Raw genomic sequence first — 21,777 nt, 5'->3', positions numbered from 1 at the left:
ATCCTGGATTCCGGCACTTATTTTTTTATCTGCCTGCCGTACTAAGCACGGCGGAATAAAGATAGCGCGATAAAAACAGATACTAATGAGGGACAAAATCGTGAAAAAACAAATTTTCAAGGCTGTTCTCGCCAGCATGCTATGTGCGGCGGGTGCAGTGAGTTTGCCTGCTTATGCAGATAAATCCATATCCATAACGGATTTTTTTAAGAAGGCGCAATTCAGCGGTCGCCCTGTGTTGTCACCTGACGGCCAAAGTATGGCAGTCCTTGTACCTCGCAATGGGCGTTTTGCATTGGCGGTAATTCCTCTGAGCTCCCGTCAACCGAAAGTGGTGGCAGCCGATGTGGATTGGGACATAGTCAACCCCCGTTGGGTTAATAATCAACGTCTGGTGTTCAGCCTGAGCCGTGGTAGCGATGTGGTCATGGAAGACAATGACGGCGGTGGTTTGTTTGCCGTCAATTCAGATGGGTCTTCATTTAGAAAACTTGTACCTACCATGAAAGAGGCAAGAGGCGGGAATATCGCTTACAAGCCTTATTCAGTATTGAGTCGTGTCGATGAGAACAGTAACGACCTGATTGTGGTTAATAATCAGCGTGGCCGTGATGCCACATTGGGAGCCTCGGATGTGTTGCGCCTGGATACGACAACCGGGAAAACCAAGCTCCTGACTTTTGATAACCCAGGCAAGGTGGGCGGTTGGTTACTTGATCATAATAATGTCATCCGAGTTGCGGTCTCGAATAATGTTGATCCAGACAATAAGCGCATCAGGCAGACTGTATATTACCGTGACGGTGACACTAGCCCTTGGAAAACGATACATCAAGCTTATCTGGATGAAGGCAAGGAAATGAATCCTTTGGGATTTGATTTCGATAACAAGACCATGCTGGTAGCGGGACGTTTCAATGGTCGTGACAAATCTGCTGTTTTCATTTGGGATTTTGCCAAACAGACGGTGGGTGAAATGGTCGCAGATCACCCGGATGCAGATGTTGCTGATCTTGCGCTGGATTTGCAACGCAAGAAGCTGGTCGGTGTCAACGTTGAAGCAATGATGCCAGAAAGCATCTATTTTGATGAAGACTACGCCAAGCTGGATGCCAGCTTGCGTGCAAGCTTTCCAGGTCAAAAGGTGGTTTTTGACTGGAGAGGCAAAAACGTCATAGTTTATGTCCGTGGCGACAATAATGTGGGTTCTGCCTATTTCTATGACACTGAAAAGAAAGCGCTTGAACTGGTCTATGTTGCCAAGCCTGAGCTTGAAGGCAAGAAATTGTCTGCCCAGAAAGTCATTAACTATGCAGCCAGGGATGGTCTGAACATACCAGCCTACCTGACTCTGCCTGAGGGCATGCCAGCTAAGAACTTGCCATTGGTTGCTTATATCCATGGTGGCCCGCATGCGCGTGATGGGTATGGTTATGACCCTATGACTCAGATGCTGGCTTCTCGTGGATATGCAGTGTTTCAACCTCAGTTCCGTATGTCTACCGGTTTTGGCTGGAAGCATCATACGGCTGGCTGGAAGCAATGGGGCCTCGCCATGCAGGATGATATTACCGATGGGATTGAAAACCTCGTCAAGCAAGGCATCGTAGACAAGAATCGTGTTTGTATCATCGGTGCCAGTTACGGTGGATACGCGACTATGTATGGTCTGGTGAAAGACCCTGATCTGTATAAATGCGGTATCAATTGGGTGGGTGTGACGGACGTCAAGATGTTGTTTACCGTGAACTGGTCGGATATGTCTGGTCCTGTCATGGATAATCTCGGGGCGAAAATGCATGGCGATCCTAAAACAGACGATGCCTATTTCCAGAAAGTGTCAGCGATAGAAAATGCCAGCAAGATCAAGGCACCTGTCCTGATGGCTTATGGTAGTGAAGACATACGTGTACCTTTGATCCACGGTGAAAAAATGCGTGACAAATTGAAAGCGCAAGGCAATACCGTGGAATGGATGGTCTTTGCCGGTGAAGGTCATGGCTGGGCAAAAGAAAGCAATCGTATCAAATGGGGTGAATCTGTCCTGAATTTCATCGACAAATATATTGGCGATAATTCTCCGGCAGCCAAAAAATAATGGCCACAGACTAAAGTAAATTTGCAGCAAATCTTTAACCGACAAGTTCGCTTGTCGGTTTTTTTTCGGGCCTTGATGCGCCAATTATGCAAGTTCGTCATCGAAGGCTATAATTTGCAGCGGCATTTCAGTCGTATCTTTTCGCAAATCCTGTTTTTGAGAGTGTAATTTGGCTAAGAAAGAACATGTATCGGTCACCCAGGCGACCCAATTGCTGCGCAAGTACAAGGCAGAGTTTACTGAACATCCCTACGCCTATGAAGAACATGGCGGCACCTCAGTGTCGGCGCGTGAGTTGGGTGTGGAAGAGCATCATGTGGTCAAGACCCTGGTGATGCAGGACGAAGCCGCCAAGCCCATGATCGTGCTCATGCATGGCGACAAAAAAGTATCCACCAAGAACCTGGCCAGACAGATTGGCTGCAAGTCAGTAGAACCCTGCAAGCCAGAAGTCGCGCAAAAGCATTCGGGTTATCTGATTGGTGGTACTTCACCATTTGGCACGAAGAAGACCATGCCCGTCTATGTGGAAAGCAGCATCCTGGCGCTGCCAAAAATTTATATCAATGGTGGTCAGCGTGGTTACCTGATTGGCATTGCGCCAGGTTTGCTGGAAAGTCTGCTACGGGCGCGTGCTGTGGAATGCGCGCTGGATGAATAGCATATCGCTTGGTCTCTGTTCCAAGAATTTTGTCCGGCTAGTCATTTCTGGTACTCGCCTGGCGTATACTTGCCGGGCATTTATGAATGAAGGAATAAGATGAATACAATTCTGGCTGCAGTCGCAGCTTATCTGATCGGTTCTTTGTCATTTGCTGTCGTCGTCAGCAAATTGTTTGGATTGGCTGATCCGCGTACGTATGGCTCAAAAAATCCCGGTGCTACCAATGTGCTGCGCAGCGGGAATAAGGCCGCAGCCGTGTTGACCTTGCTGGGTGATGCATTCAAAGGCTGGCTGGCGGTATGGCTGGCGATGAGGTTTGAGGACCAGTTTCAACTCGGCGACAGTGGTGTCGCCATTGTTGCACTGGCCGTATTTATCGGCCATTTGTGGCCCGTGTTTTTCAAATTTGTCGGTGGCAAAGGGGTTGCGACTGCTGCGGGTGTCCTGATCGGTATCGATATCTGGCTGGGCGTGGCGACTCTGGCGACCTGGATGATCGTTGCATTTGCTTTTCGCTATTCTTCACTTGCCGCTTTGATCGCATCGATTTTTGCGCCTTTTTACTATGGTTTGCTGTTTGGTCCGGATGTAAAAATGCTGGCTGTAGCTATCATGAGTGGCTTATTGGTGTACCGACATAGCCAAAACATAGCCAACCTCATCGCAGGCAAGGAAAGCCGTTTGGGCAGCAAAAAGGCTGCAGCAAAAGACGAAAAGAAAAAATAAATCTAGATTATTTTGCAACTCCCAATTATGATGAAAATATCATTTTTTCATCATTATTGGGAGGGCATATGTTGAAGCAATTTGTCAAACTGTGGATAGCCAGTTTTTTGTTACTGGCTTCCTTAAGCCTTTCAAGCTGGGCTGCAGATCATGGTAGTGCCATTGAAGCCAAAGCCATGGTGCAAAAAGCCCTTGATGCCATGAAAAAAAACGGTATTGACGCGACCATCACTGAAATCAACAAGCGCGATGGTCAATATATGGACCGCGACTTGTATGTCGTCGTGTATGACATGAATGGCAAAAATCTCGCCCACCTGAATCCCAAAATGGTAGGCAAGGAGATGATAGATCTGACTGATGTCGATGGCAAATTCTTTATACGCGAGCGTATAGAATTAGTGAAAGCCAAGGGCAAGGCCTGGCAGGATTATAAATTCGTTAACCCTGTCAGCAAACAGATCGAGCCTAAATCCATGTATGTGGAAAAATTCGAGAATGTGATTGTTGGCTGCGGTATCTATAAATAGACGGGCAGCCTGAGTCCTGATCAGGCGGCGACCAACTCCTGAAGCGGCCAGCGCGGCCTGACATTGAAACCATAATCCCGCGTTGCGAGATCGGGATTGTTTTTTAAACGCATGGCACCCGCAAAGGCAATCATCGCGCCATTGTCGGTACAAAATTCCAGCTCAGGGTAGTACACCTTAAAACGCTTCTTCGCTGCCGCTGCATTCAAAGACGCGCGCAATTGCAGGTTGGCACCTACACCGCCAGCAATGACCAGACGCTTCAGGCCACTTTCCTTCATCGCAGTCGTGCACTTGGCCGTCAGCACGGCGACGATGGCATCGACAAAGCCACGCGCAATATTGGCTTTATCCTGCTCACAGATATTCGCGGGTTGATTTTTGACGACCGTCAGTACCGCTGTCTTCAAGCCAGAGAAGCTGAAGTTCAAGTCTTTCGAATGCAGCATGGGGCGCGGGAATTGGTAGGCTGCCGGATCACCAAATTCTGCCATGCGTGAAATCGCCGGGCCGCCAGGGTAAGACAGGCCCAGCAATTTGGCTGATTTGTCAAAAGCTTCACCGGCAGCATCGTCCAGGGTTTCGCCCAGCAATTGATAGCGACCAACGCCATCAACACGCATCAATTGGGTATGTCCGCCGGATACCAGCAGGGCGATGAAAGGGAATTCAGGTGGCTGGCTGGCCAATAAGGGGGACAGCAGATGACCTTCCAGATGGTGGACGCCCAGCACGGGTTTATCCAGCGCCATTCCCAGACCACATGCCACTGAAGCACCGACCAGGAGTGCACCCGCCAGGCCTGGCCCCTGGGTATAGGCAATCGCATCAATGGCTTGCTTATTGAGGTTTGCCTTGCTCAGAACTTCGGTGAGCAAGGGTAGGGCACGGCGTATGTGATCGCGTGAGGCCAGTTCTGGCACGACGCCGCCATATTCCTGATGCATGGCGATTTGTGAGTGAAGGGCATGTGCAAGCAGGCCACGCTCTGTGTCGTACAGGGCAAGACCGGTTTCGTCACAGGAGGATTCAACGCCGAGAACTATCATGTTTGTTTCTACATAGAGGGTGTAAGTCATTGCACCTGCGAGCAAGAACGCAATACGTGGTTTCTTTACATGCCAGGACCGAAGATTGGAGCGATTCTTGCTAAGACTCGTATAACGTAATTATATCTGGCATGGGCCATCAATGCGCAGCAAAGCAAATAATAACAATGCGATAACATTAACTTCTCCCAGTCTGCGGATTGTGGTTGTGAATACCGTTATCCAGAGCGAGGATGAATTGCTTGAGGACGCTCAGGCGCAATTGGCGCGTTCGCGCGCCTTGCGTATAGGCTTGTTGCAAGCGGGTTATAACATCATCGCCGTCATTCCCGGTGACATGTATATGAGTGAGCGCATCGCCCAGTTGCAGCCCGACATGATCATCATTGACGCCGAATCTGATTCGCGGGATGTACTCGAACACATGGTCATGCTGACCCGCGATGCCCCACGTCCCATCGTCTTGTTTACTGAAGACGGTAGCCAAACCAATATGGCGGCCGCCATGGAAGCCGGGGTTTCTGCCTATGTGGTTGCTGGCTTGCAGTCGGAACGTATCAAGCCTGTGCTGGATGTTGCGATGGCACGCTTCAATGCCGATCAAAAGCTGCGCAGCGAATTATCTGATACCAAGGCCAAGCTGCAAGAGCGCAAGACGATAGAGCGCGCCAAGGGTTTGTTGATGGAGCGTCATCATTTGTCGGAGAACGAGGCATATCAAAAAATGCGCAAGCAAGCCATGGAAAAAAACCTCAAGCTGGTTGATCTGGCGCAGCGCATGCTTGATGTGGCTGATTTGCTGGGCGGCTGAGCCAGACTTGTGCGTGTTAATGGTGCATTGCGTCATTTGGGTGCGAGATTTCGAGGAACTTTGTTCCTCGGGGCTGGCCAAGGGATACAAATCTAGTTGATTTAGTTGGCACGGCAATTGCTAAACCAAAAGCAGTGCCAAAGTTGGTGCTAACGAACAAAGTGAGTCTGACTAACGGCGGTCACCTCATCAGACAAAGGTGTCTTTCCATACGGTTTTACCGTTGTGGGACGATACCTTTTTTCATTATGGATACCACTTACGCTGGAGTGCAGACATGTCGAATCAGGAAACTTCTATCAATCTCAGCAAGACGCAGGAAGAAAATGAACCGAATTTCAAACGTCGCAGTTTCTTGCAAACTGCTGCACTGGCAAGTGGAGCAGGCATCATGGGCTTGAGTACAGGTGGAGTATGGGCAGCAGGTTCAGATAAACCAGAAAAAGAAGAAGTACATATCGGCTTTATTCCGCTTACTGATTGCGCATCCGTGGTGATGGCATCGGTACTCGGCTTTGATAAAAAATACGGTATCAAGATTATCCCCAGCAAAGAATCTTCATGGGCCAGTGTGCGTGACAAGCTGGTCAATGGTGAACTGGATGCCGCCCATGTCTTGTATGGCCTGATATACGGCGTGCAACTGGGTGTAGGCGGGAATAAAAAAGACATGGCTGTGTTAATGACGCTGAATAATAACGGCCAGGCCATTACCCTGTCTAAAAAACTGGCCGACAAAGGTGCGGTTGATGGCGCAGGCTTGGCCAAGCTCATGCAAACCGATAAACGTGAATATACTTTTGCGCAGACCTTCCCCACAGGCACTCATGCCATGTGGCTTTATTATTGGCTGGCTGCACATGGCATTAATCCCATGAAAGACGCCAAGGTTATTACTGTGCCGCCACCACAAATGGTGGCGAATATGCGGGTCGGGAATATGGATGGCTATTGCGTGGGTGAACCCTGGAATCACAGGGCGATCGCTGATGGCATAGGCATTACTGCAGCGACGACACAAGATATCTGGAAAGACCATCCTGAAAAAGTATTGGGTACCACTTCGGAATTCGTACAGAAGTATCCGAATACTGCACGCGCAGTTGTGGCAGCGATACTCGATGCCAGCCGCTGGATAGATGCGTCCTTGTCCAACAAGAGCAAGATGGCAGAAACCATTGCGGATAAATCCTATGTGAATACCTCTGTCGATGTCATCAATCAGCGTATTTTGGGACGCTATCAAAATGGCCTGGGCAAGACCTGGGACGATCCGAACTACATGAAGTTCTTTAACGATGGTGCTGTGAATTTCCCTTATCTGTCGGACGGCATGTGGTTCCTGACCCAGCACAGACGCTGGGGTCTGCTGAAGGCCGATCCGGATTATCTGGCGGTGGCAAAGGCAGTCAACCGTATCGACGTTTACAAGGATGCAGCGACCATGGCCAAAGTATCGGTACCAAAAGATCCCATGCGCAGCAGCAAGTTCATGGACGGTACGGTCTGGGATGGCAAGAATCCGGCTGCCTATGCAGCTTCTTTCAAAATCAAGGCATAAGGAGTCGTGATGAATACCTTGGTACATGGAGCAATATCTGCAAAAGACGATACCGCCAGCGCAACAGCAACAGGGACGGAAGTAAAAGTGATAAAGGCAATCAAACCCAAAGCCGAAAAAAAACCACGCTCTTTCCGGCCTTTTTTTCTGAGTGTGTTGCCGCCTTTTTTTGGCATAGGCATGCTGATACTGATATGGGAAATCATTGCGCTAAAGAATGCGACTTTCCCTTCACCATGGGTGACTTTACAGGAAGCCATCAAGGTATTTTCTGATCCCTTTTACCAAAAGGGACCAAATGACCAGGGCATAGGCTGGAATATTTATGCCTCTCTGAAGCGCGTGGCAGTCGGCTTTGGCCTGGCTGCGGCAGTGGGTATACCGCTGGGCTTTTTGATAGGCCGTTTCAAGTTTTTATCCGGCATGTTTAATCCCATCATCAGTCTCCTAAAACCAGTTTCACCGCTGGCATGGCTGCCTATCGGTTTGCTGGTATTCAAGTCGGCCCACCCGGCGGCGATCTGGTCTATTTTTATATGCTCGATCTGGCCCATGATCATCAATACAGCGATCGGTGTACAGCGTGTGCCGCAAGATTATATGAATGTCGCCCGTGTGTTGAATTTGTCTGAATGGAAAATCATTACCCGCATCTTACTACCTTCAGTGTTGCCATATATGTTGACCGGTGTCCGGTTGGCGATAGGTACGGCATGGTTGGTCATTGTCGCTGCTGAAATGCTGACGGGTGGTGTGGGTATAGGTTTTTGGGTGTGGGATGAATGGAATAATCTGAACGTTCCGCACATCATTATTGCCATTGTCGTCATTGGCCTGGTGGGGCTGATACTGGAACAAATACTGGTGGCAATAGCACGCGCCTTTACTTACGAAGATGTGGGGACATGATCATGAATGAAAGCGACAACAAGTACCTGCAGATCAATCAGGTTGAAATGATCTTCAATACCAAGAAGGGTAGTTTTCATGCGCTGCGCGATATCAATTTGAATGTCAAAAAGGGCGAGTTCATTACCTTGATAGGTCATTCTGGTTGCGGTAAATCGACGCTGTTGAATTTGCTTGCTGGCTTGACGACGGCCAGTTCTGGAACCTTGTTGTGTGCCAACAGGGAAATTTCTGGTCCATCACCAGAACGTGGCGTGGTGTTCCAGAACCATTCTTTATTGCCCTGGCTGACTTGCTACGAAAATGTTTTTCTGGCAGTAGAGCGTGTGTTTGGCGCGACGGAGAATGGCACGAAACTGCAAAAGCGTACCATGCAAGCATTGTCACTAGTAGGTTTGACGCATGCAGAAAGAAAACGTCCGAATGAAATTTCTGGAGGCATGAAGCAACGTGTGGGCATCGCCCGCGCACTGGCGATAGAGCCAAAAGTTTTATTGATGGATGAACCATTCGGCGCTCTCGATGCGCTGACGCGTGCGCACTTGCAAGATGAATTGCTGAAGATTGTCGCAAAGACTCAATCAACCGTGGTCATGGTCACGCATGATGTGGATGAGGCAGTCTTGCTTTCTGACCGAATCGTCATGTTGACCAATGGTCCTGCGGCAACCATAGGTGAAATTTTGGACGTGGATCTGGAAAGGCCGCGCGACCGGGTGGCACTGGCGCAAAATCCAAAATATGCAGCCTACCGTACTGAAGTATTGGAATTTTTATATCACCGTCAATCCCATCCTGCGCATGATGCGGCTTGAGTCTTAGGCAAGAACAAAAGCTTACTCTTTCTCAAGAGTAAGCTTTTGTTTTCTCATTTACACGGCATTGGTAAGCAATGTTTCTGCAGGTAAATGCGCACAGGTTTGTCATACCCAAAATTTCAGCAATATGAAATATAAATATCTAATCAATTTGCCAAAAGAAAATTAGTTTTCATTTTTTATGCGGCTAATTGTGACAATATGTGCAGAATTAAACTAAATCTATGAGAGAATGCATAATCCTTTTGGAAACATTTTTTTGCAGGTTCACGGTAATCTGTTGATGTAAAATTGGCAAGAAATACCTGATAGTGAATTCATTGCTTCTGCTTAATATAGTTGCATAATTGTTCATGTATTCGACCGTTTTTTGGCAACAGCTTCTGGTTTCTTTTTTTGATTACATGACATGTTTCGCTGGCTTTTTTTTAATGAAAGTGCATTAACGCCTGCTGAGCACGCTGCATGGAAATTAAGTGCACTACGTATCATTTTGATGTCTGGCTTTGTGCTGGAGGCGGCAGTAGCGATTCACAGTTCTCTGGACGCAATCGCAGTTGGTGCTTATCAGGTGCTGTGGGTGGTCGGCTTTTTCTATGTTGTGCTGGCATTGGGTTTGTACTATTCATCCCGTCATTTACGTGCTGGCGCCGCCATACTCATCGGTACGGTGTACGCGTCTGCATTTGCCATCGTTTGCCTGATCAATCACTACGAGATTGCCAAGTTTGGCTATATCTTTATCTATACCACGCCAATTATTGCCCGCTTGTTCTTTGGCACCCGGTTGGCCCTGGGGCTGATGGCTTTCAATGTCCTGCCTTTTCTCTTGCTTTTGCTGAACCGGCCGTTGCTGAACATACCCGGATTTGATATCACTCTGCCAGCCAGCAATACTTATATACAATCCCTGCTATTCCTGTTCTTCAATGCCTGTGTGCCCCTGGCTGTTTTTCGGGTCTTGCATGAGCTGGACGTTTCAGCACTACGTTACCGCCAGGCCAGTGCAGCACTGGAAGTCAGCCATGCGCAGTACGAAGAGGTTTTCCAGAACGCGGGAACAGCCTTGTTGTTGACCGACGCCAGCGGGCAGATTTTGCAAGCGAATCAGTTAGCCAATAGCTTGCTGGGGCGCGAGGCGGATGACGACGACGACCGTGCCTTGTTTGGCTGGTTGTCGCTGGATAATAGTGTGCGCATGAAAAGTCCGAACGCTGAGGAATCGGAAAACATGCGCATGTCGGCTTATCGAACGCGTGATGGCAAACTGGTTGCACTGGAAAATATTTCACAGACCTCTACTGATCACTACATTGTCGCCTTGCGCGATGTTTCTGGCCTGCATTCCATACATCATGCCTTGCAACTGAGCTTGCAGCGTGAAGATTATCTGAGCCGCCATGATGCACTGACCAATTTACCCAACCGCGACATGTTGCGCAGTCATTTGCAAGCGGTACTTGCCAATAGTGACGAGACTAAAGTCACTGCTTTGGTGTCTTTCCGACTCAATAGCATACGTCATGCGAATCAACAATTTGGTGCGCATACCGGCGATATTTTGTTGCGCCGTTTTGCCGAAGAATTGTCGCACGCTTTGCCCAAGAATTGTTTCTGTGCCCGCTTGCGCAGCATCGTCTTTTCTTTTGTTGTCGAGAATTCCCGCACGCCAGGTGAAATTATCAAGCTGGTGGAAAAAGTCAGGAACAATTTACCCAAGGAATTGGAAATCAATGGTGAAAATCTGTTGATACAGTTCTCTGCCGGCATTGCGCTGGTCAGGCCAGAAGATCAGGAAGCAGATGATCTGATACGCCGTAGCGAAGTGGCGCTGGATACAGCACGCCGCTCCAGCGATCAAAGCGTGACCTTGTTTGATGAAGAAGATGCCTTGCAAATACGCCGCAGCGTAGAAATTGAAGTTGGCATCGTCAATGGTCTCAAGCAAAATGAGTTCCGTCTGGTGTACCAGCCCAAGGTTGACAGGGAGGGCAAGATTGCTGGCCTGGAAGCCTTGTTGCGCTGGGAGTCACCGAGCCTGGGCAGTGTTGCGCCGGCAGAATTTATTCCGATTGCAGAACGTGCTGGTTTGATACGCCTGATCAGTAACTACGTCATGACGCAGGTGTGCTTTCAGGTACGTGACTGGTTGAACCGTTTTGCCGATTGTCCTGTCATTGCCTTGAATTTGTCAGCTACTGATATCGCCCGTAATGACTTGTTGCAACTCATAGAAAATTGCTGCAATCGTTATGATGTTGCGGCATCGTATATAGAATTTGAAATTACAGAGACTGGCTTGATCGCCAATGAGGCCCTGACCATACATCATCTGGATGAACTCAAGGCGCGTGGCTTCAATATTGCGATTGACGATTTTGGTACTGGATATTCATCCCTGTCCAAGCTCAGCCACTTTCCGGCGCAGAGCGTCAAAATCGATCGCTCTTTTGTGGCACAGATAGGTTACAACAAAAAGAGCGAAATGATCATCAAGGCCATTATCTCACTGGCTAACATCTTGTCTTGTCACACTGTTGCCGAAGGTGTTGAAAACGAGGCGCAAGAAAGCTTCCTCAAAGAGATTGGCTGCGATTATTTTCAGGGATATTATTATTACAGGCCGCTGGAAGTTTCAGCACTGGAATTATTACTCACTGAAATGCCTGCCAAAGAAGCTCAAGCTTCCTACCAGTTCAAGCTTGCCTGAGTATTTTCCCCCACATTTCCTGCCCATGCATAGATGCTATGTGCAGGAAAAATTGTGCACTTGCGGGAATTCGCATCACAGTAATTAACAATCCCTGTCAACGTCTTCCACGCGATCGCGTTGGATAGTGTAGATTGTTTATTTATGTGGCGTTGGGCCTGGCTTGATTCTTCTCACTTAATTTGTTTTCCTGATTTTGCTTTTGCTTATTTCCAACATTTTGCACAGAGTAACAATTTCGTCTGCACGTTTTGATAATTTCAACTACACTAAAGTTGTAGTGTGCTGGCTGGCAATTAATTTGAGTTGATTTGAATTGGTTTTTAATTGTCGTCAGACCGGTTCGGTATTTGCATGTTTTCTGCTTATCCATGGAGGTCGGGATGAATATCTTTGACAACTACACCGCACGGTATGAACGGACTCGCGAAGAAGAGTATTCCATGCAGGAATACCTTGATCTTTGTAAAAGAGACCGTCTCGTCTATGCCAGTGCATCTGAACGCATGCTGGCAGCCATCGGTGAGCCAGAGCTGGTTGATACCCGGCATGACTCGCGGCTATCACGTATTTTTTCAAATAAGGTCATCAAGATCTATCCCGCTTTCCGTGAGTTTTATGGCATGGAAGAAGTGATAGAACAGGTCGTTTCCTACTTCCGCCATGCAGCTCAAGGTCTGGAGGAACGCAAACAAATCCTGTATTTGCTAGGCCCTGTCGGTGGTGGTAAATCTTCCATCGCCGAAAGGTTGAAATTTTTGATGGAAAAAATCCCTTTTTATTGCATCAAGGGTTCACCCATCAATGAATCGCCTCTGGGTTTGTTCAACGAAGATGAGGACGGCGTTTTACTGGAAGAAGATTTCGGTATCCCGCGTCGTTATCTTAAAAACATACCTAGCCCCTGGGCCGTCAAGCGCCTGCATGAATTTAATGGTGACATCAACCAGTTCCGCGTCGTGCGGCGCTATCCCTCAGTCTTAAAACAGGTTGCGGTTTCCAAAACTGAACCTGGTGACGAGAATAATCAGGATATTTCTTCACTGGTGGGTAAGGTTGATATCCGCAAGCTCGAAGAATATGCGCAGGACGATCCTGACGCCTACAGCTACTCAGGTGGCTTGTGCCTGGCAAATCAGGGGCTGATGGAATTCGTCGAAATGTTCAAGGCCCCCATCAAGGTCTTGCACCCCTTATTGACAGCCACACAGGAAGGTAATTTCAAGGGTACTGAAGGCTTTGGTGCGATACCTTTTGAAGGCATCATCCTGGCTCACTCCAATGAGTCTGAATGGAAAACCTTTAAAAACAATAAAAACAACGAAGCCTTCCTTGACCGTATTTATATCGTCAAAGTACCGTATTGCCTGCGCGTCAATGATGAAATAAAAATTTACGAAAAACTGGTGCGTACTTCTTCACTGGCAGCTGCACCATGTGCCCCTGGCACCTTGAAAATGATGGCGCAATTTGCTGTGCTGTCACGCCTGAAAGAACCAGAAAATTCCAGCATCTTCAGCAAGATGCAGGTGTATGACGGCGAAAACCTCAAGGATACCGATCCCAAGGCAAAATCTCGCCAGGAATATGCTGACTATGCTGGTGTCGACGAAGGCATGAATGGCCTGTCTACCCGCTTTGCCTTCAAGATTTTGTCCAAGGTATTTAACTTCGATAATACTGAAGTGGCTGCCAATCCCGTGCATTTGTTGTACGTGCTGGAGCAGCAGATCGAGCGTGAGCAATTTGCTCCAGAAATTGAGCAAAAATATGTTTCCTTCATTAAGGAATACATGGCGCAACGCTATGCCGAATTCATAGGCAAGGAAATTCAGACGGCCTATTTGGAGAGTTATTCAGAATATGGTCAGAATATTTTCGATCGCTATGTGACTTTTGCCGATTTTTGGATACAGGATCAGGAATTCCGTGACCCGGACACAGGTGAAAGTTTTGATCGCGATGCCCTGAATAATGAGCTGGAGAAAATAGAAAAACCAGCAGGTATTTCCAACCCTAAAGACTTCCGTAACGAGATCGTCAATTTCGTACTGAGGGCAAGGGCGCAGAATGCAGGCAAGAATCCAGCCTGGACAAGTTATGAAAAACTGCGTACGGTCATCGAGAAAAAAATGTTCTCGAATACGGAAGAGTTATTGCCTGTCATTTCCTTCAATGCCAAGGCCAGTGCAGACGACTCTAACAAGCATCAGGAATTTGTTGAACGCATGGTTGCCAAAGGATACACGGCCAAACAGGTACGCCTGCTATGTGAATGGTATCTGCGTGTCAGGAAATCTTCATAACTGATGCGTGGGTAGCAGAGTGATGCAGGTATTTTCAGGACAAACGGGAGAGCATTTTGGTTCATCTGATTGACCGGCGTGTCCAAGGTAAAAATAAATCTGCCCCGAATCGCGAACGCTTTTTGCGTCGCTATAAGGGGCAGATCAAAGAAGCTGTTGCCAGAGCGGTAAAGGGGCGTTCGATTACCGATATAGAAAGCGGCGAGCGCATATCCATACCTGTCAAGGATGTCAGCGAACCGACTTTTGGTCATGCCCATGGCGGAGTCTGGGAAGGTGTGCAGCCAGGTAATGAACAATACCAGCGCGGTGATCAGGTTGCGCGACCCAAGGGCGGTGGTGGTGGCTCGGGTAAAGGGCAGGGCGGGAATAGCGAAGACCCCAGTGAAGACGATTTCGTATTCCAGTTGTCGCGTGAAGAATTCATGAATTACTTCTTCGAAGACCTGGAATTGCCGAATATGGTCAAGACGCAATTGACCTCGACGACAGATTTCAAGAGCCAGCGTGCCGGGTACAAAACCTCGGGTACTGCATCGAGCCTGCATGTACTGCGTTCTCTGCGTGGGGCCATGGGCAGGCGGATAGCGGTCGGCGGTAAGTCTGCGCGTAGATTGAAAGATGCAGAAGCAGAAATGACAGTCTTGCTGGAAGTCGGCGTGGATCCCAAAGACCCGCACTTCGTCGCACTGAAGCAGGAAATACATCATCTGCGTACCCGTTTGCTGGCGATTCCCTTTCTTGACCCTTTTGATCTGCGTTATAGCAATCGTGTCAAAGTCCCCAAGCCTGCCAGTCAGTGCGTGATGTTCTGTCTGCTCGATGTGTCCGGTTCTATGGATGAACAAAAGAAAGATACTGCGAAACGTTTCTTTATCTTGTTATACCTGTTTTTGACGCGGGCCTATGAAAAGATAGAAGTCGTCTTCATCCGCCATCATACGACGGCGCTGGAAGTTGATGAAGAGGCTTTTTTCCATTCGCGTGAATCGGGCGGCACCATCGTTTCCTCTGCCCTGAATCTGCTTGCACAGATTGTTCGTGAGCGCTACGCAGCATCCGACTGGAATGTGTATGTGGCGCAGGCGTCGGACGGCGATAACTGGGACAATGATTCTACCACTTGCAAGCAATTGCTCATCAACAGCATCATGCCGCTGGTGCAATATTATGCCTATGTAGAAATAACTGATGGTCAGCCGCAAAACCTGTGGCTTGAATATGAAAAAGTCGCCGAGCACCAAGCCCACTTTGCGATGCAAAAAATAGAAACACCGGCAGATATTTATCCGGTTTTTCGGGAACTGTTCAAGAAGCAGCCAAAATGAGGTCCTCCATGGAAAACGACCATGTCAGCACCAGAAAAAAACATGCACGCGCCTTGCCCGAACAATCAGAATGGACTTTTGAACTCATCGAGCAAGCGCATGAAGAAATACGACGGGTGGCCGAACAATTCGGTCTCGACACTTATCCAAATCAGTTGGAGATCATTACTGCTGAACAAATGATGGATGCCTATGCTTCGGTCGGCATGCCAGTGTCTTATAACCACTGGTCTTTCGGCAAGCATTTCCTGTCCACAGAAAAAAGTTACAAGCGTGGGCAAATGGGGCTGGCCTATGAGATAGTCATTAATTCCAACCCCTGTATTTCTTATCTCATGGAAGAAAACAGCCTGACCATGCAGGCACTGGTGATCGCGCATGCAGCCTACGGACATAATTCCTTTTTCAAGGGCAATTATCTGTTCCGTACCTGGACTGATGCCGACGCCATCATTGATTACATGTTGTTTGCCAAAAATTATGTTGCCGATTGCGAACAGCGTTATGGCATGGAGGCAGTAGAGCTGATCATCGATTCTTGCCATGCCCTGCAAAATTATGGCGTGGACAGATATAAACGTCCCGCCCGCATTTCCCTGGCAGAAGAAAGGGAGCGGCAGGAAGACAGGGAAAAATATATACAGTCGCAAGTCAATGACTTGTGGCGCACCATACCGCGTCGTAATGAAGCACCTGAGAGTCTGGCCAAGCAACGCTTTCCTTCCGAACCACAAGAAAACCTCCTGTACTTCATAGAAAAATATTCACCGTTGCTGGAACCTTGGCAACGTGAGATCGTGCGCATCATACGCAAGGTATCTCAGTATTTTTATCCGCAACGCCAGACCCAGGTCATGAATGAAGGCTGGGCCACTTTCTGGCATTACACCATACTGCAACAGCTATATGAAGAAGGTGTGGTTGGCGATGGTTTTATGATGGAATTTTTGCAAAGCCATACCAATGTGGTGTATCAGCCACCTGTGGGTAGCCGTTATTTTAATGGTATCAATCCCTATGCCCTGGGCTTTGCCATGATGCGGGATATCCGCCGCATCTGCGAAGACCCGACGCCGGAAGACCGCGAATGGTTCCCTGACTTTGCTGGTGCTGACTGGCAAAAAACCTTGCAATTTGCCATGCGCAATTTCAAGGATGAGAGCTTTATTGCACAGTATTTATCACCGAAACTGATGCGTGACTTTCATTTCTTTTCCATACTGGATGATGACAGCAAAGACAAGTTGCTAATTTCGGCCATCCATGATGAGCATGGCTATCGTTACTTGCGTGAACAATTGGCAGGGCAATACAATCTCGGCAACCGGGAACCGAATATACAGGTGTGGTCGGTAGATATGCAGGGGGACAGGGCGTTGACTTTGCGCCATACCCAGTATTTGCGCCGCCCTCTGAATCCACAAACAGGTGAAATGCTCAAGCATGTAGCCAGATTATGGGGCTTTGATGTTTATCTGGAAACGGTCGATCCTGAGTCCAAGGTGCTGGCAAGGCAAGAATGTAAATGGGAAAAACGCAACAGACCCTGAGTTTTTCAGGCTCGCAGGGCAATGCCCCCAAATCCCGATAGCGACAGCGTGGTCTATCGGTTAGAATGAAAAACACCCATCAGAAGACGGAGATGCACCATGTATCTGGACCACCCAAAAATTTCTGCCACCAATAGCGAGACCGAGCCAGACCGCATAGAGCGTCTGAGCCGTGTTTATGGATATGCAATGGGGTTGGCCGATATTGATGGTAATACTGCATGCATTACCAAGTTGGCCAAGATTCACGACCACAAAGGCACATTGATGGTGATTTGGTATGAAGCTCCGACCCAGACAGAAAAGGCTTATTTCGTGCGTGCCTGGAATAGCCGCATCGGTGACGAGACTGAAATCGTCGAGCATGCGCTGATGCTGAATGAACCCATCTCCAATGCAGAGTAAATGAGCTGCCGGGAATGATTTTCATCATTCCCGCATTTTGCCCAAAATCGTCTTTAGGCTATTTTTTTGCTATTCAGCAAGCGCAAGCCATTCAATACCACGAGTACACTGGTGCCGGCATCAGCAAATACAGCCATCCACAGGCTGGCATGCCCTGTCAGTGCCAATCCAAAAAACACAAACTTGATTAGCAAGGCAAAGCTGATATTTTGCGTCAGAATGCTTGCGGTTCGTTGTGAGATACGGATCATTTCTGGCAGTTTGCGCAAATCGTCCTGCATGAAGGCGACATCTGCCGTTTCCAGCGCCGTATCGCTTCCTGCCGCCATGGCAAAGCCTATGTCGGCACGCGCCAGGGCAGGGGCATCATTGATGCCATCGCCACACATGGCAGTCAAACCATTTTCGCCATATTTGTGTATGGCGGCCAGTTTTTCAGTGGGCAGCATCTGGCTCTGGAACTCGCTGATGCCCGCCTGGGTGGCAATGGCGGCTGCAGTTTTTGCATTGTCCCCTGTCAACATCACAGTTTTTATGCCCATGGCTTGCAACTCTGCCAGCGCGGCACGGCTATGTTCGCGTATTTGATCTGCCAGCGCCAGCAAGCCCAGCAATTGACTACCCTGGCAAAGAAACAGCACAGTGTTTGCTGCCGCTTCCAGTCTGCTTAGTTCTTGCTCCAAGGCAGCGGGTGGTTTGCTGATCGCCTCTTTCGATTGCAGGGCTTGCCACATGGCCTGGTTGCCCAGATGGTAGACGTTTCCATTGATCTGTCCGCTGACACCACGACCACGCCCCTCTTCGAACAGTTTGATATCCGAAGCTGCCAGTATTGGGCTCTTGCAGGCTTTTAACAAGGCAGTTGCCAGCGGATGGCTGGAATGGGCGTCCAGGCTGGCGGCCAGGGTCAGTATGTCTTCAGCAGTTTGCGCGCTCAAGCTGATCGTTTCGGTAAGTTGCGGCTTGCCAGAAGTCAGGGTGCCGGTTTTATCAAAAGCGATGGTTTTTAAATGCCTTGCCTGCTCCAGGTACACACCACCTTTGATGACAATGCCACGTCTGGCAGCCAATGCCAGGCCACTGACCACGGTGACCGGGGTCGAAATCACCAGAGCGCAAGGACAGGCAATGACTAGTAAAACCAGGGCGCGGTACAAGCTGTCATGCCAGCCATGTTGCAGCAGCAATGGCGGCACTACCGCTACCAGCAAGGCAATGACAAATACCACCGGCGTATAAATTGCTGCAAAGCGGTCGACAAAGCGCTGGGTGGGGGCGCGTTGGCCCTGCGCCTCTTGCACCGATTGTGCAATCCTGGCCAGCATGGTGGATGCCTGGACGGCTGTGACCTTGATTTGCAGCAAGCCGCTCTGATTCAGGCTGCCTGCATATACCAGATCACCCAGTTTTTTTTCAACTGGCATGCTTTCGCCTGTGATGGCAGCTTCATCGATACTGGACTGTCCAGTTTCTATGGTGCCATCGAGAGGCACTCTGTCACCAGGGCGGATTTGTATGCTTTGCCCCAGCGCGACGGTATCAGTTGCCACACTGAGCCAGCTACCATCTTGCTGTTGCAGCAAACTGGTTTCTGGCGCTTGCGAATGCAAGCCCTGGATAATATTGCGGGCGCGGCTCAGGCTGGCGGCTTCTATCAGTTCGGCGATGGCGAATAACCAGATCACCATGGCAGCTTCTGGCCATTGTCCTATGGCGGTTGCACCCAGGACCGCTGCCGTCATTAATAAATGGATATTCAGGCTAAAGTGACGCAAGGCTATCCAGCCTTTTTTCAGGGTGGGGATGCCGCAACTGAAGATGGTGCACAAGGCCAGCAAGGCAATGATGAGGGAGTTTTCGTCGCCGCTATACCAGCCCAGCATTTCTGCTGCGATGGCCGCTACACCGCCCAGGGCAACTGGCCAGTAATCCAGCCAGGTATGTGCGGGTGAGCCTGCACCTTGTATTATTGCGGGTTGTTCGCCATTGAGAACGATGCCTTGCATGCCTGTACCTGCCAGGCGCTGCTGGATGGCGACAAGCTCAGCTGCTTCATGGTGTACAGTCAATACCCGGTTGATCAAGTCAAATTCCAGCTCCAGCACACCAGGCAGAGAAGTCAGGGCCTTGCGTATCAGGGCTTCTTCTGTGGGGCAATCCATTTGCTCGATTTTCAGCCTTAGTTTGCTGGTGTTTGCCGGCAACACTGGTGCCATAGCACTTGCTTTGACGGGAGTTTTTTCATGATCTTGATGGCTGCAACAGGTATTTTTTTCAGACATTTGCATCTCTCAGCGATAGTTTACAATGAGTGTAAACTGTGGAGTCACTACAGGGTCAAGAATAATTTCAGCTGCAATTCAGCAGCAGCTAATTTGCAAATAAGTAGCAAGTAAGTTGTAGCAAGTAAGCTGGATGAAACCAGTATCATCGCCCATTTTAAACGGAGTAAGCATGCGCATCAGTGAACTGGCTAACGCAACTGGCGTTGAGATAGAAACGATACGGTTTTATGAAAAACAGGGCTTGCTGCCGGAGCCGGCACGTCAGGAGAACGGCTATCGCTGCTATACTCCGGCCCATTTGGAGCGACTGTCTTTCATACGTCATTGCCGCGCTTTGGATATTCCTTTGGCTGATATCAAACGGCTGGTCACTTTTATTTCCAGCCCATTGGAAGACTGCGGTGATATTAACCACTTGATTGACCAGCAAATCAGCCGTGTCAAGGCCAGGCTGAAAAGCATGCGCGCTTTGGAGAAACAATTAACACAACTGCGTGCCCGTTGTGATGAGCAGCATCAAGGGCAGGAATGCGGCATTTTGCATGAACTGGTGGCCGCAGCACATGGCGAAGCTTGTGCCTGCCATGCGCCGGGTAAATGAGTGGTTTTAGCGGAGTTTCAAATCTCCCAGCAAATCGGAAACACCGGCCCAGCCAATTTCTATACCTATGCATAACAAAATAAAGGCGGACAGGCGCAGCAGCACGATGGCGCCGACATCGCCCAGCATTCTTTCCATATTGCGGGCAAAGCGATAGCAGAGATAAATCACCAGGCTGGTCAACAAGACGCCTAACAAAGAAGCAACTCCGGTAATGATCCAGTCTACGGGTTTGTGTGGCATCTGCGTGCCCAGGGTGACCGAGGCAGCAATGGTGCCTGGCCCCACAGTCAGCGGGAAACTGAATGGATAAAAGCTGCGCTTGCGCAGTTCTTCCCTGCTCCAGGTGCCACCGTGCGAGGCTGCAACAGAATTGCGCAAATTGTCCTGCCCTTGGTCATTCAATAATTTCCAGCCCGCCATGGCAACCACGACACCGCCAGCAACCCTGACAATGGGCAGGGAAATGCCAAAAAAATCCAGCACGTACGAACCGACGAAAATGGCACCGATAAGCAGGAAAAAGCAATTCAAGGCTATACGTTTTGCCAGGCGGTTGGCCAGAGGTGGCTCTAGCGGCCCGGTCATGGATAAAAAGATAGGGGCGATGGCAATGGGGTTCAGAATGGGTAGCAAGGTGATCGGGACTACGATCAGGGCCTTGAAAAAAATGATCATTGTGATGCTCATGCTTGCTCCTTGAATATGGGCTAATGATTATGCATCAGAAATTCAGCAGCGGCGACTACCTGACATGAGTTCTACATACAAATTGATACTTTCCGTGGATATTCAATTTTATATAGACGGTGTACACTTGATTAGCTTTTTAGGAAACATATTAATTAAAATAAAGGAGAAAGTATGAAGTCTTTGTTCAGAGTCGCTGCACTTTCCACCATCGGTGTGACTTTACTTGGTGCTTGCCAAATGGCGCCTCTATCTTACCTGAATGGCAATCCTGATCGGCCTTTACCAAACCATGAATATCCAGTGCATATAGTCTCAGTGGATCAGACATCGTATCTGACAGGACCAGTTCAAGTTGCGCCAGGAAAACATGTCATCACTGTTCAGCTTAGCTCTTCCCAGTCCCGTGCACCATCACAGAAAACCCTTGTCCTGGATGTGATGCCATGTACTCGCTACTACATTACAGCAAAAAAAGACTCCATCATGGAAAGTAAATGGGAGCCTAAAGTATTCGACTCTGAAAATGTCGGTGGCTGCAATGTGGAAGATGAAATTAAGAAAGCACGTAGTTCCAGTGTGATAGTTGCCACCAGATCATAAAACCTGCACTTCTATCCTGGGTCGTACACGTTTTTGGGCCAGCTTGCCGAGAAACGGCGGTGTGGCTCAGGTTTCTCTTTTTGCTTTCCCGCGCATAAAAAGCCGTGCCATGCATTTGTCCCAGTATTTGCTT

Annotated in this window: 18 protein-coding genes; 15 read left to right on the top strand and 3 right to left on the bottom strand. The window is 48.9% G+C overall.

What is annotated here, in order from left to right; genetic code table 11:
- The first annotated feature begins 100 nt into the window (after positions 1-100).
- The 4 genes from Q8K39_RS23700 (at position 101) to Q8K39_RS23685 (ending at position 4,018) form a co-directional block, all read left to right on the top strand.
- Entirely contained in the window at positions 101-2,098 is a 1,998-nt protein-coding gene (locus Q8K39_RS23700) for a prolyl oligopeptidase family serine peptidase (protein ID WP_186952441.1), read from the top strand.
- 169 nt (positions 2,099-2,267) lie between these two features.
- Positions 2,268-2,759 carry a Cys-tRNA(Pro) deacylase gene (gene ybaK, locus Q8K39_RS23695; RefSeq protein ID WP_305263611.1) on the top strand — a complete coding sequence of 164 codons (492 nt, stop codon included), beginning with the start codon at positions 2,268-2,270 and terminating at the stop codon, positions 2,757-2,759.
- A gap of 99 nt (positions 2,760-2,858) precedes the next feature.
- The gene (gene plsY, locus Q8K39_RS23690) at positions 2,859-3,488 is read left to right on the top strand and encodes a glycerol-3-phosphate 1-O-acyltransferase PlsY (RefSeq protein WP_305263610.1); all 630 of its coding nucleotides are present in this window, start codon (positions 2,859-2,861) and stop codon (positions 3,486-3,488) included.
- Between the two features lie 68 nt (positions 3,489-3,556).
- Positions 3,557-4,018, top strand: coding sequence for a cache domain-containing protein (locus Q8K39_RS23685; protein WP_305263609.1), 462 nt, complete (start codon positions 3,557-3,559; stop codon positions 4,016-4,018).
- Positions 4,019-4,038: 20 nt separating this feature from the next.
- Here Q8K39_RS23685 and tsaD read toward each other — a convergent pair whose 3' ends face one another.
- Positions 4,039-5,067, bottom strand: a complete 1,029-nt coding sequence (gene tsaD, locus Q8K39_RS23680; protein WP_305263662.1) for a tRNA (adenosine(37)-N6)-threonylcarbamoyltransferase complex transferase subunit TsaD — start codon at positions 5,065-5,067, stop codon at positions 4,039-4,041.
- A gap of 142 nt (positions 5,068-5,209) precedes the next feature.
- Here tsaD and Q8K39_RS23675 point away from each other — a divergent pair, with 142 nt between their 5' ends.
- The 9 genes from Q8K39_RS23675 (at position 5,210) to Q8K39_RS23635 (ending at position 17,465) form a co-directional block, all read left to right on the top strand.
- The gene (locus Q8K39_RS23675; protein ID WP_305263608.1) at positions 5,210-5,878 is read left to right on the top strand and encodes an ANTAR domain-containing response regulator; all 669 of its coding nucleotides are present in this window, start codon (positions 5,210-5,212) and stop codon (positions 5,876-5,878) included.
- A gap of 391 nt (positions 5,879-6,269) precedes the next feature.
- The gene (locus tag Q8K39_RS23670; RefSeq protein WP_370868672.1) at positions 6,270-7,439 is read left to right on the top strand and encodes a CmpA/NrtA family ABC transporter substrate-binding protein; all 1,170 of its coding nucleotides are present in this window, start codon (positions 6,270-6,272) and stop codon (positions 7,437-7,439) included.
- A gap of 9 nt (positions 7,440-7,448) precedes the next feature.
- Positions 7,449-8,348 (top strand): nitrate ABC transporter permease, encoded by a 900-nt coding sequence (gene ntrB / locus Q8K39_RS23665; RefSeq protein WP_305263607.1) that lies wholly within the window; start codon positions 7,449-7,451, stop codon positions 8,346-8,348.
- A 2-nt stretch (positions 8,349-8,350) separates the two neighbouring features.
- Complete coding sequence (locus Q8K39_RS23660; protein WP_305263606.1) at positions 8,351-9,163, top strand: ABC transporter ATP-binding protein; 813 nt, start codon at positions 8,351-8,353, stop codon at positions 9,161-9,163.
- A 412-nt stretch (positions 9,164-9,575) separates the two neighbouring features.
- Entirely contained in the window at positions 9,576-11,876 is a 2,301-nt protein-coding gene (locus Q8K39_RS23655; protein ID WP_186952460.1) for a bifunctional diguanylate cyclase/phosphodiesterase, read from the top strand.
- A gap of 383 nt (positions 11,877-12,259) precedes the next feature.
- Positions 12,260-14,182 carry a PrkA family serine protein kinase gene (locus Q8K39_RS23650; protein ID WP_186952462.1) on the top strand — a complete coding sequence of 641 codons (1,923 nt, stop codon included), beginning with the start codon at positions 12,260-12,262 and terminating at the stop codon, positions 14,180-14,182.
- Positions 14,183-14,238: 56 nt separating this feature from the next.
- The gene (locus Q8K39_RS23645; RefSeq protein WP_305263605.1) at positions 14,239-15,510 is read left to right on the top strand and encodes a YeaH/YhbH family protein; all 1,272 of its coding nucleotides are present in this window, start codon (positions 14,239-14,241) and stop codon (positions 15,508-15,510) included.
- The gene (locus Q8K39_RS23640; RefSeq protein WP_370868671.1) at positions 15,507-17,060 is read left to right on the top strand and encodes a SpoVR family protein; all 1,554 of its coding nucleotides are present in this window, start codon (positions 15,507-15,509) and stop codon (positions 17,058-17,060) included. Before Q8K39_RS23645 ends, Q8K39_RS23640 begins: the two co-directional genes overlap by 4 nt.
- 99 nt (positions 17,061-17,159) lie before the next feature.
- On the top strand, positions 17,160-17,465 hold the full coding sequence (locus tag Q8K39_RS23635; RefSeq protein WP_186952466.1) for a hypothetical protein: 306 nt from the start codon (positions 17,160-17,162) through the stop codon (positions 17,463-17,465).
- A gap of 53 nt (positions 17,466-17,518) precedes the next feature.
- Here the strand turns inward: Q8K39_RS23635 and Q8K39_RS23630 are convergent, their stop codons facing one another.
- Positions 17,519-19,747, bottom strand: coding sequence for a cation-translocating P-type ATPase (locus Q8K39_RS23630; protein WP_305263604.1), 2,229 nt, complete (start codon positions 19,745-19,747; stop codon positions 17,519-17,521).
- A 172-nt stretch (positions 19,748-19,919) separates the two neighbouring features.
- Between Q8K39_RS23630 and cadR the strand changes: the two genes are divergently transcribed.
- Complete coding sequence (cadR, locus tag Q8K39_RS23625; protein ID WP_186952470.1) at positions 19,920-20,351, top strand: Cd(II)/Pb(II)-responsive transcriptional regulator; 432 nt, start codon at positions 19,920-19,922, stop codon at positions 20,349-20,351.
- A 6-nt stretch (positions 20,352-20,357) separates the two neighbouring features.
- On the opposite strand, the gene Q8K39_RS23620 is transcribed toward cadR, so the two are convergent.
- Positions 20,358-21,041, bottom strand: coding sequence for a MarC family protein (locus Q8K39_RS23620; protein WP_230413614.1), 684 nt, complete (start codon positions 21,039-21,041; stop codon positions 20,358-20,360).
- A 174-nt stretch (positions 21,042-21,215) separates the two neighbouring features.
- On the opposite strand from Q8K39_RS23620, the gene Q8K39_RS23615 reads away from it, so the two are divergent.
- Complete coding sequence (locus tag Q8K39_RS23615; RefSeq protein WP_305263603.1) at positions 21,216-21,644, top strand: hypothetical protein; 429 nt, start codon at positions 21,216-21,218, stop codon at positions 21,642-21,644.
- Positions 21,645-21,777: the final 133 nt, after the last annotated feature.

The organism is Undibacterium sp. (assembly GCF_030683615.1).
GTDB classification, from domain to species: Bacteria; Pseudomonadota; Gammaproteobacteria; order Burkholderiales; family Burkholderiaceae_D; genus Undibacterium; species Undibacterium umbellatum.
The sequence above is the reverse complement of the archived record's forward strand: the minus strand, read 5'-3'. Positions and strand labels throughout refer to the sequence as shown.

What these genes read in the sequence shown, in the direction of transcription:
- plsY (WP_305263610.1), top strand. Translation starts at nt 2,859, where the DNA reads ATGAATACAATTCTGGCTGCAGTCGCAGCTTATCTGATCGGTTCTTTG.
- Q8K39_RS23685 (WP_305263609.1), top strand. Translation starts at nt 3,557, where the DNA reads ATGTTGAAGCAATTTGTCAAACTGTGGATAGCCAGTTTTTTGTTACTG.
- tsaD (WP_305263662.1), bottom strand. Translation starts at nt 5,067, where the DNA reads ATGATAGTTCTCGGCGTTGAATCCTCCTGTGACGAAACCGGTCTTGCC.
- Q8K39_RS23675 (WP_305263608.1), top strand. Translation starts at nt 5,210, where the DNA reads ATGCGCAGCAAAGCAAATAATAACAATGCGATAACATTAACTTCTCCC.
- Q8K39_RS23670 (WP_370868672.1), top strand. Translation starts at nt 6,270, where the DNA reads ATGGGCTTGAGTACAGGTGGAGTATGGGCAGCAGGTTCAGATAAACCA.
- ntrB (WP_305263607.1), top strand. Translation starts at nt 7,449, where the DNA reads ATGAATACCTTGGTACATGGAGCAATATCTGCAAAAGACGATACCGCC.
- Q8K39_RS23660 (WP_305263606.1), top strand. Translation starts at nt 8,351, where the DNA reads ATGAATGAAAGCGACAACAAGTACCTGCAGATCAATCAGGTTGAAATG.
- Q8K39_RS23655 (WP_186952460.1), top strand. Translation starts at nt 9,576, where the DNA reads ATGTTTCGCTGGCTTTTTTTTAATGAAAGTGCATTAACGCCTGCTGAG.
- Q8K39_RS23650 (WP_186952462.1), top strand. Translation starts at nt 12,260, where the DNA reads ATGAATATCTTTGACAACTACACCGCACGGTATGAACGGACTCGCGAA.
- Q8K39_RS23640 (WP_370868671.1), top strand. Translation starts at nt 15,507, where the DNA reads ATGAGGTCCTCCATGGAAAACGACCATGTCAGCACCAGAAAAAAACAT.
- Q8K39_RS23635 (WP_186952466.1), top strand. Translation starts at nt 17,160, where the DNA reads ATGTATCTGGACCACCCAAAAATTTCTGCCACCAATAGCGAGACCGAG.
- Q8K39_RS23630 (WP_305263604.1), bottom strand. Translation starts at nt 19,747, where the DNA reads ATGTCTGAAAAAAATACCTGTTGCAGCCATCAAGATCATGAAAAAACT.
- cadR (WP_186952470.1), top strand. Translation starts at nt 19,920, where the DNA reads ATGCGCATCAGTGAACTGGCTAACGCAACTGGCGTTGAGATAGAAACG.
- Q8K39_RS23620 (WP_230413614.1), bottom strand. Translation starts at nt 21,041, where the DNA reads ATGAGCATCACAATGATCATTTTTTTCAAGGCCCTGATCGTAGTCCCG.
- Q8K39_RS23615 (WP_305263603.1), top strand. Translation starts at nt 21,216, where the DNA reads ATGAAGTCTTTGTTCAGAGTCGCTGCACTTTCCACCATCGGTGTGACT.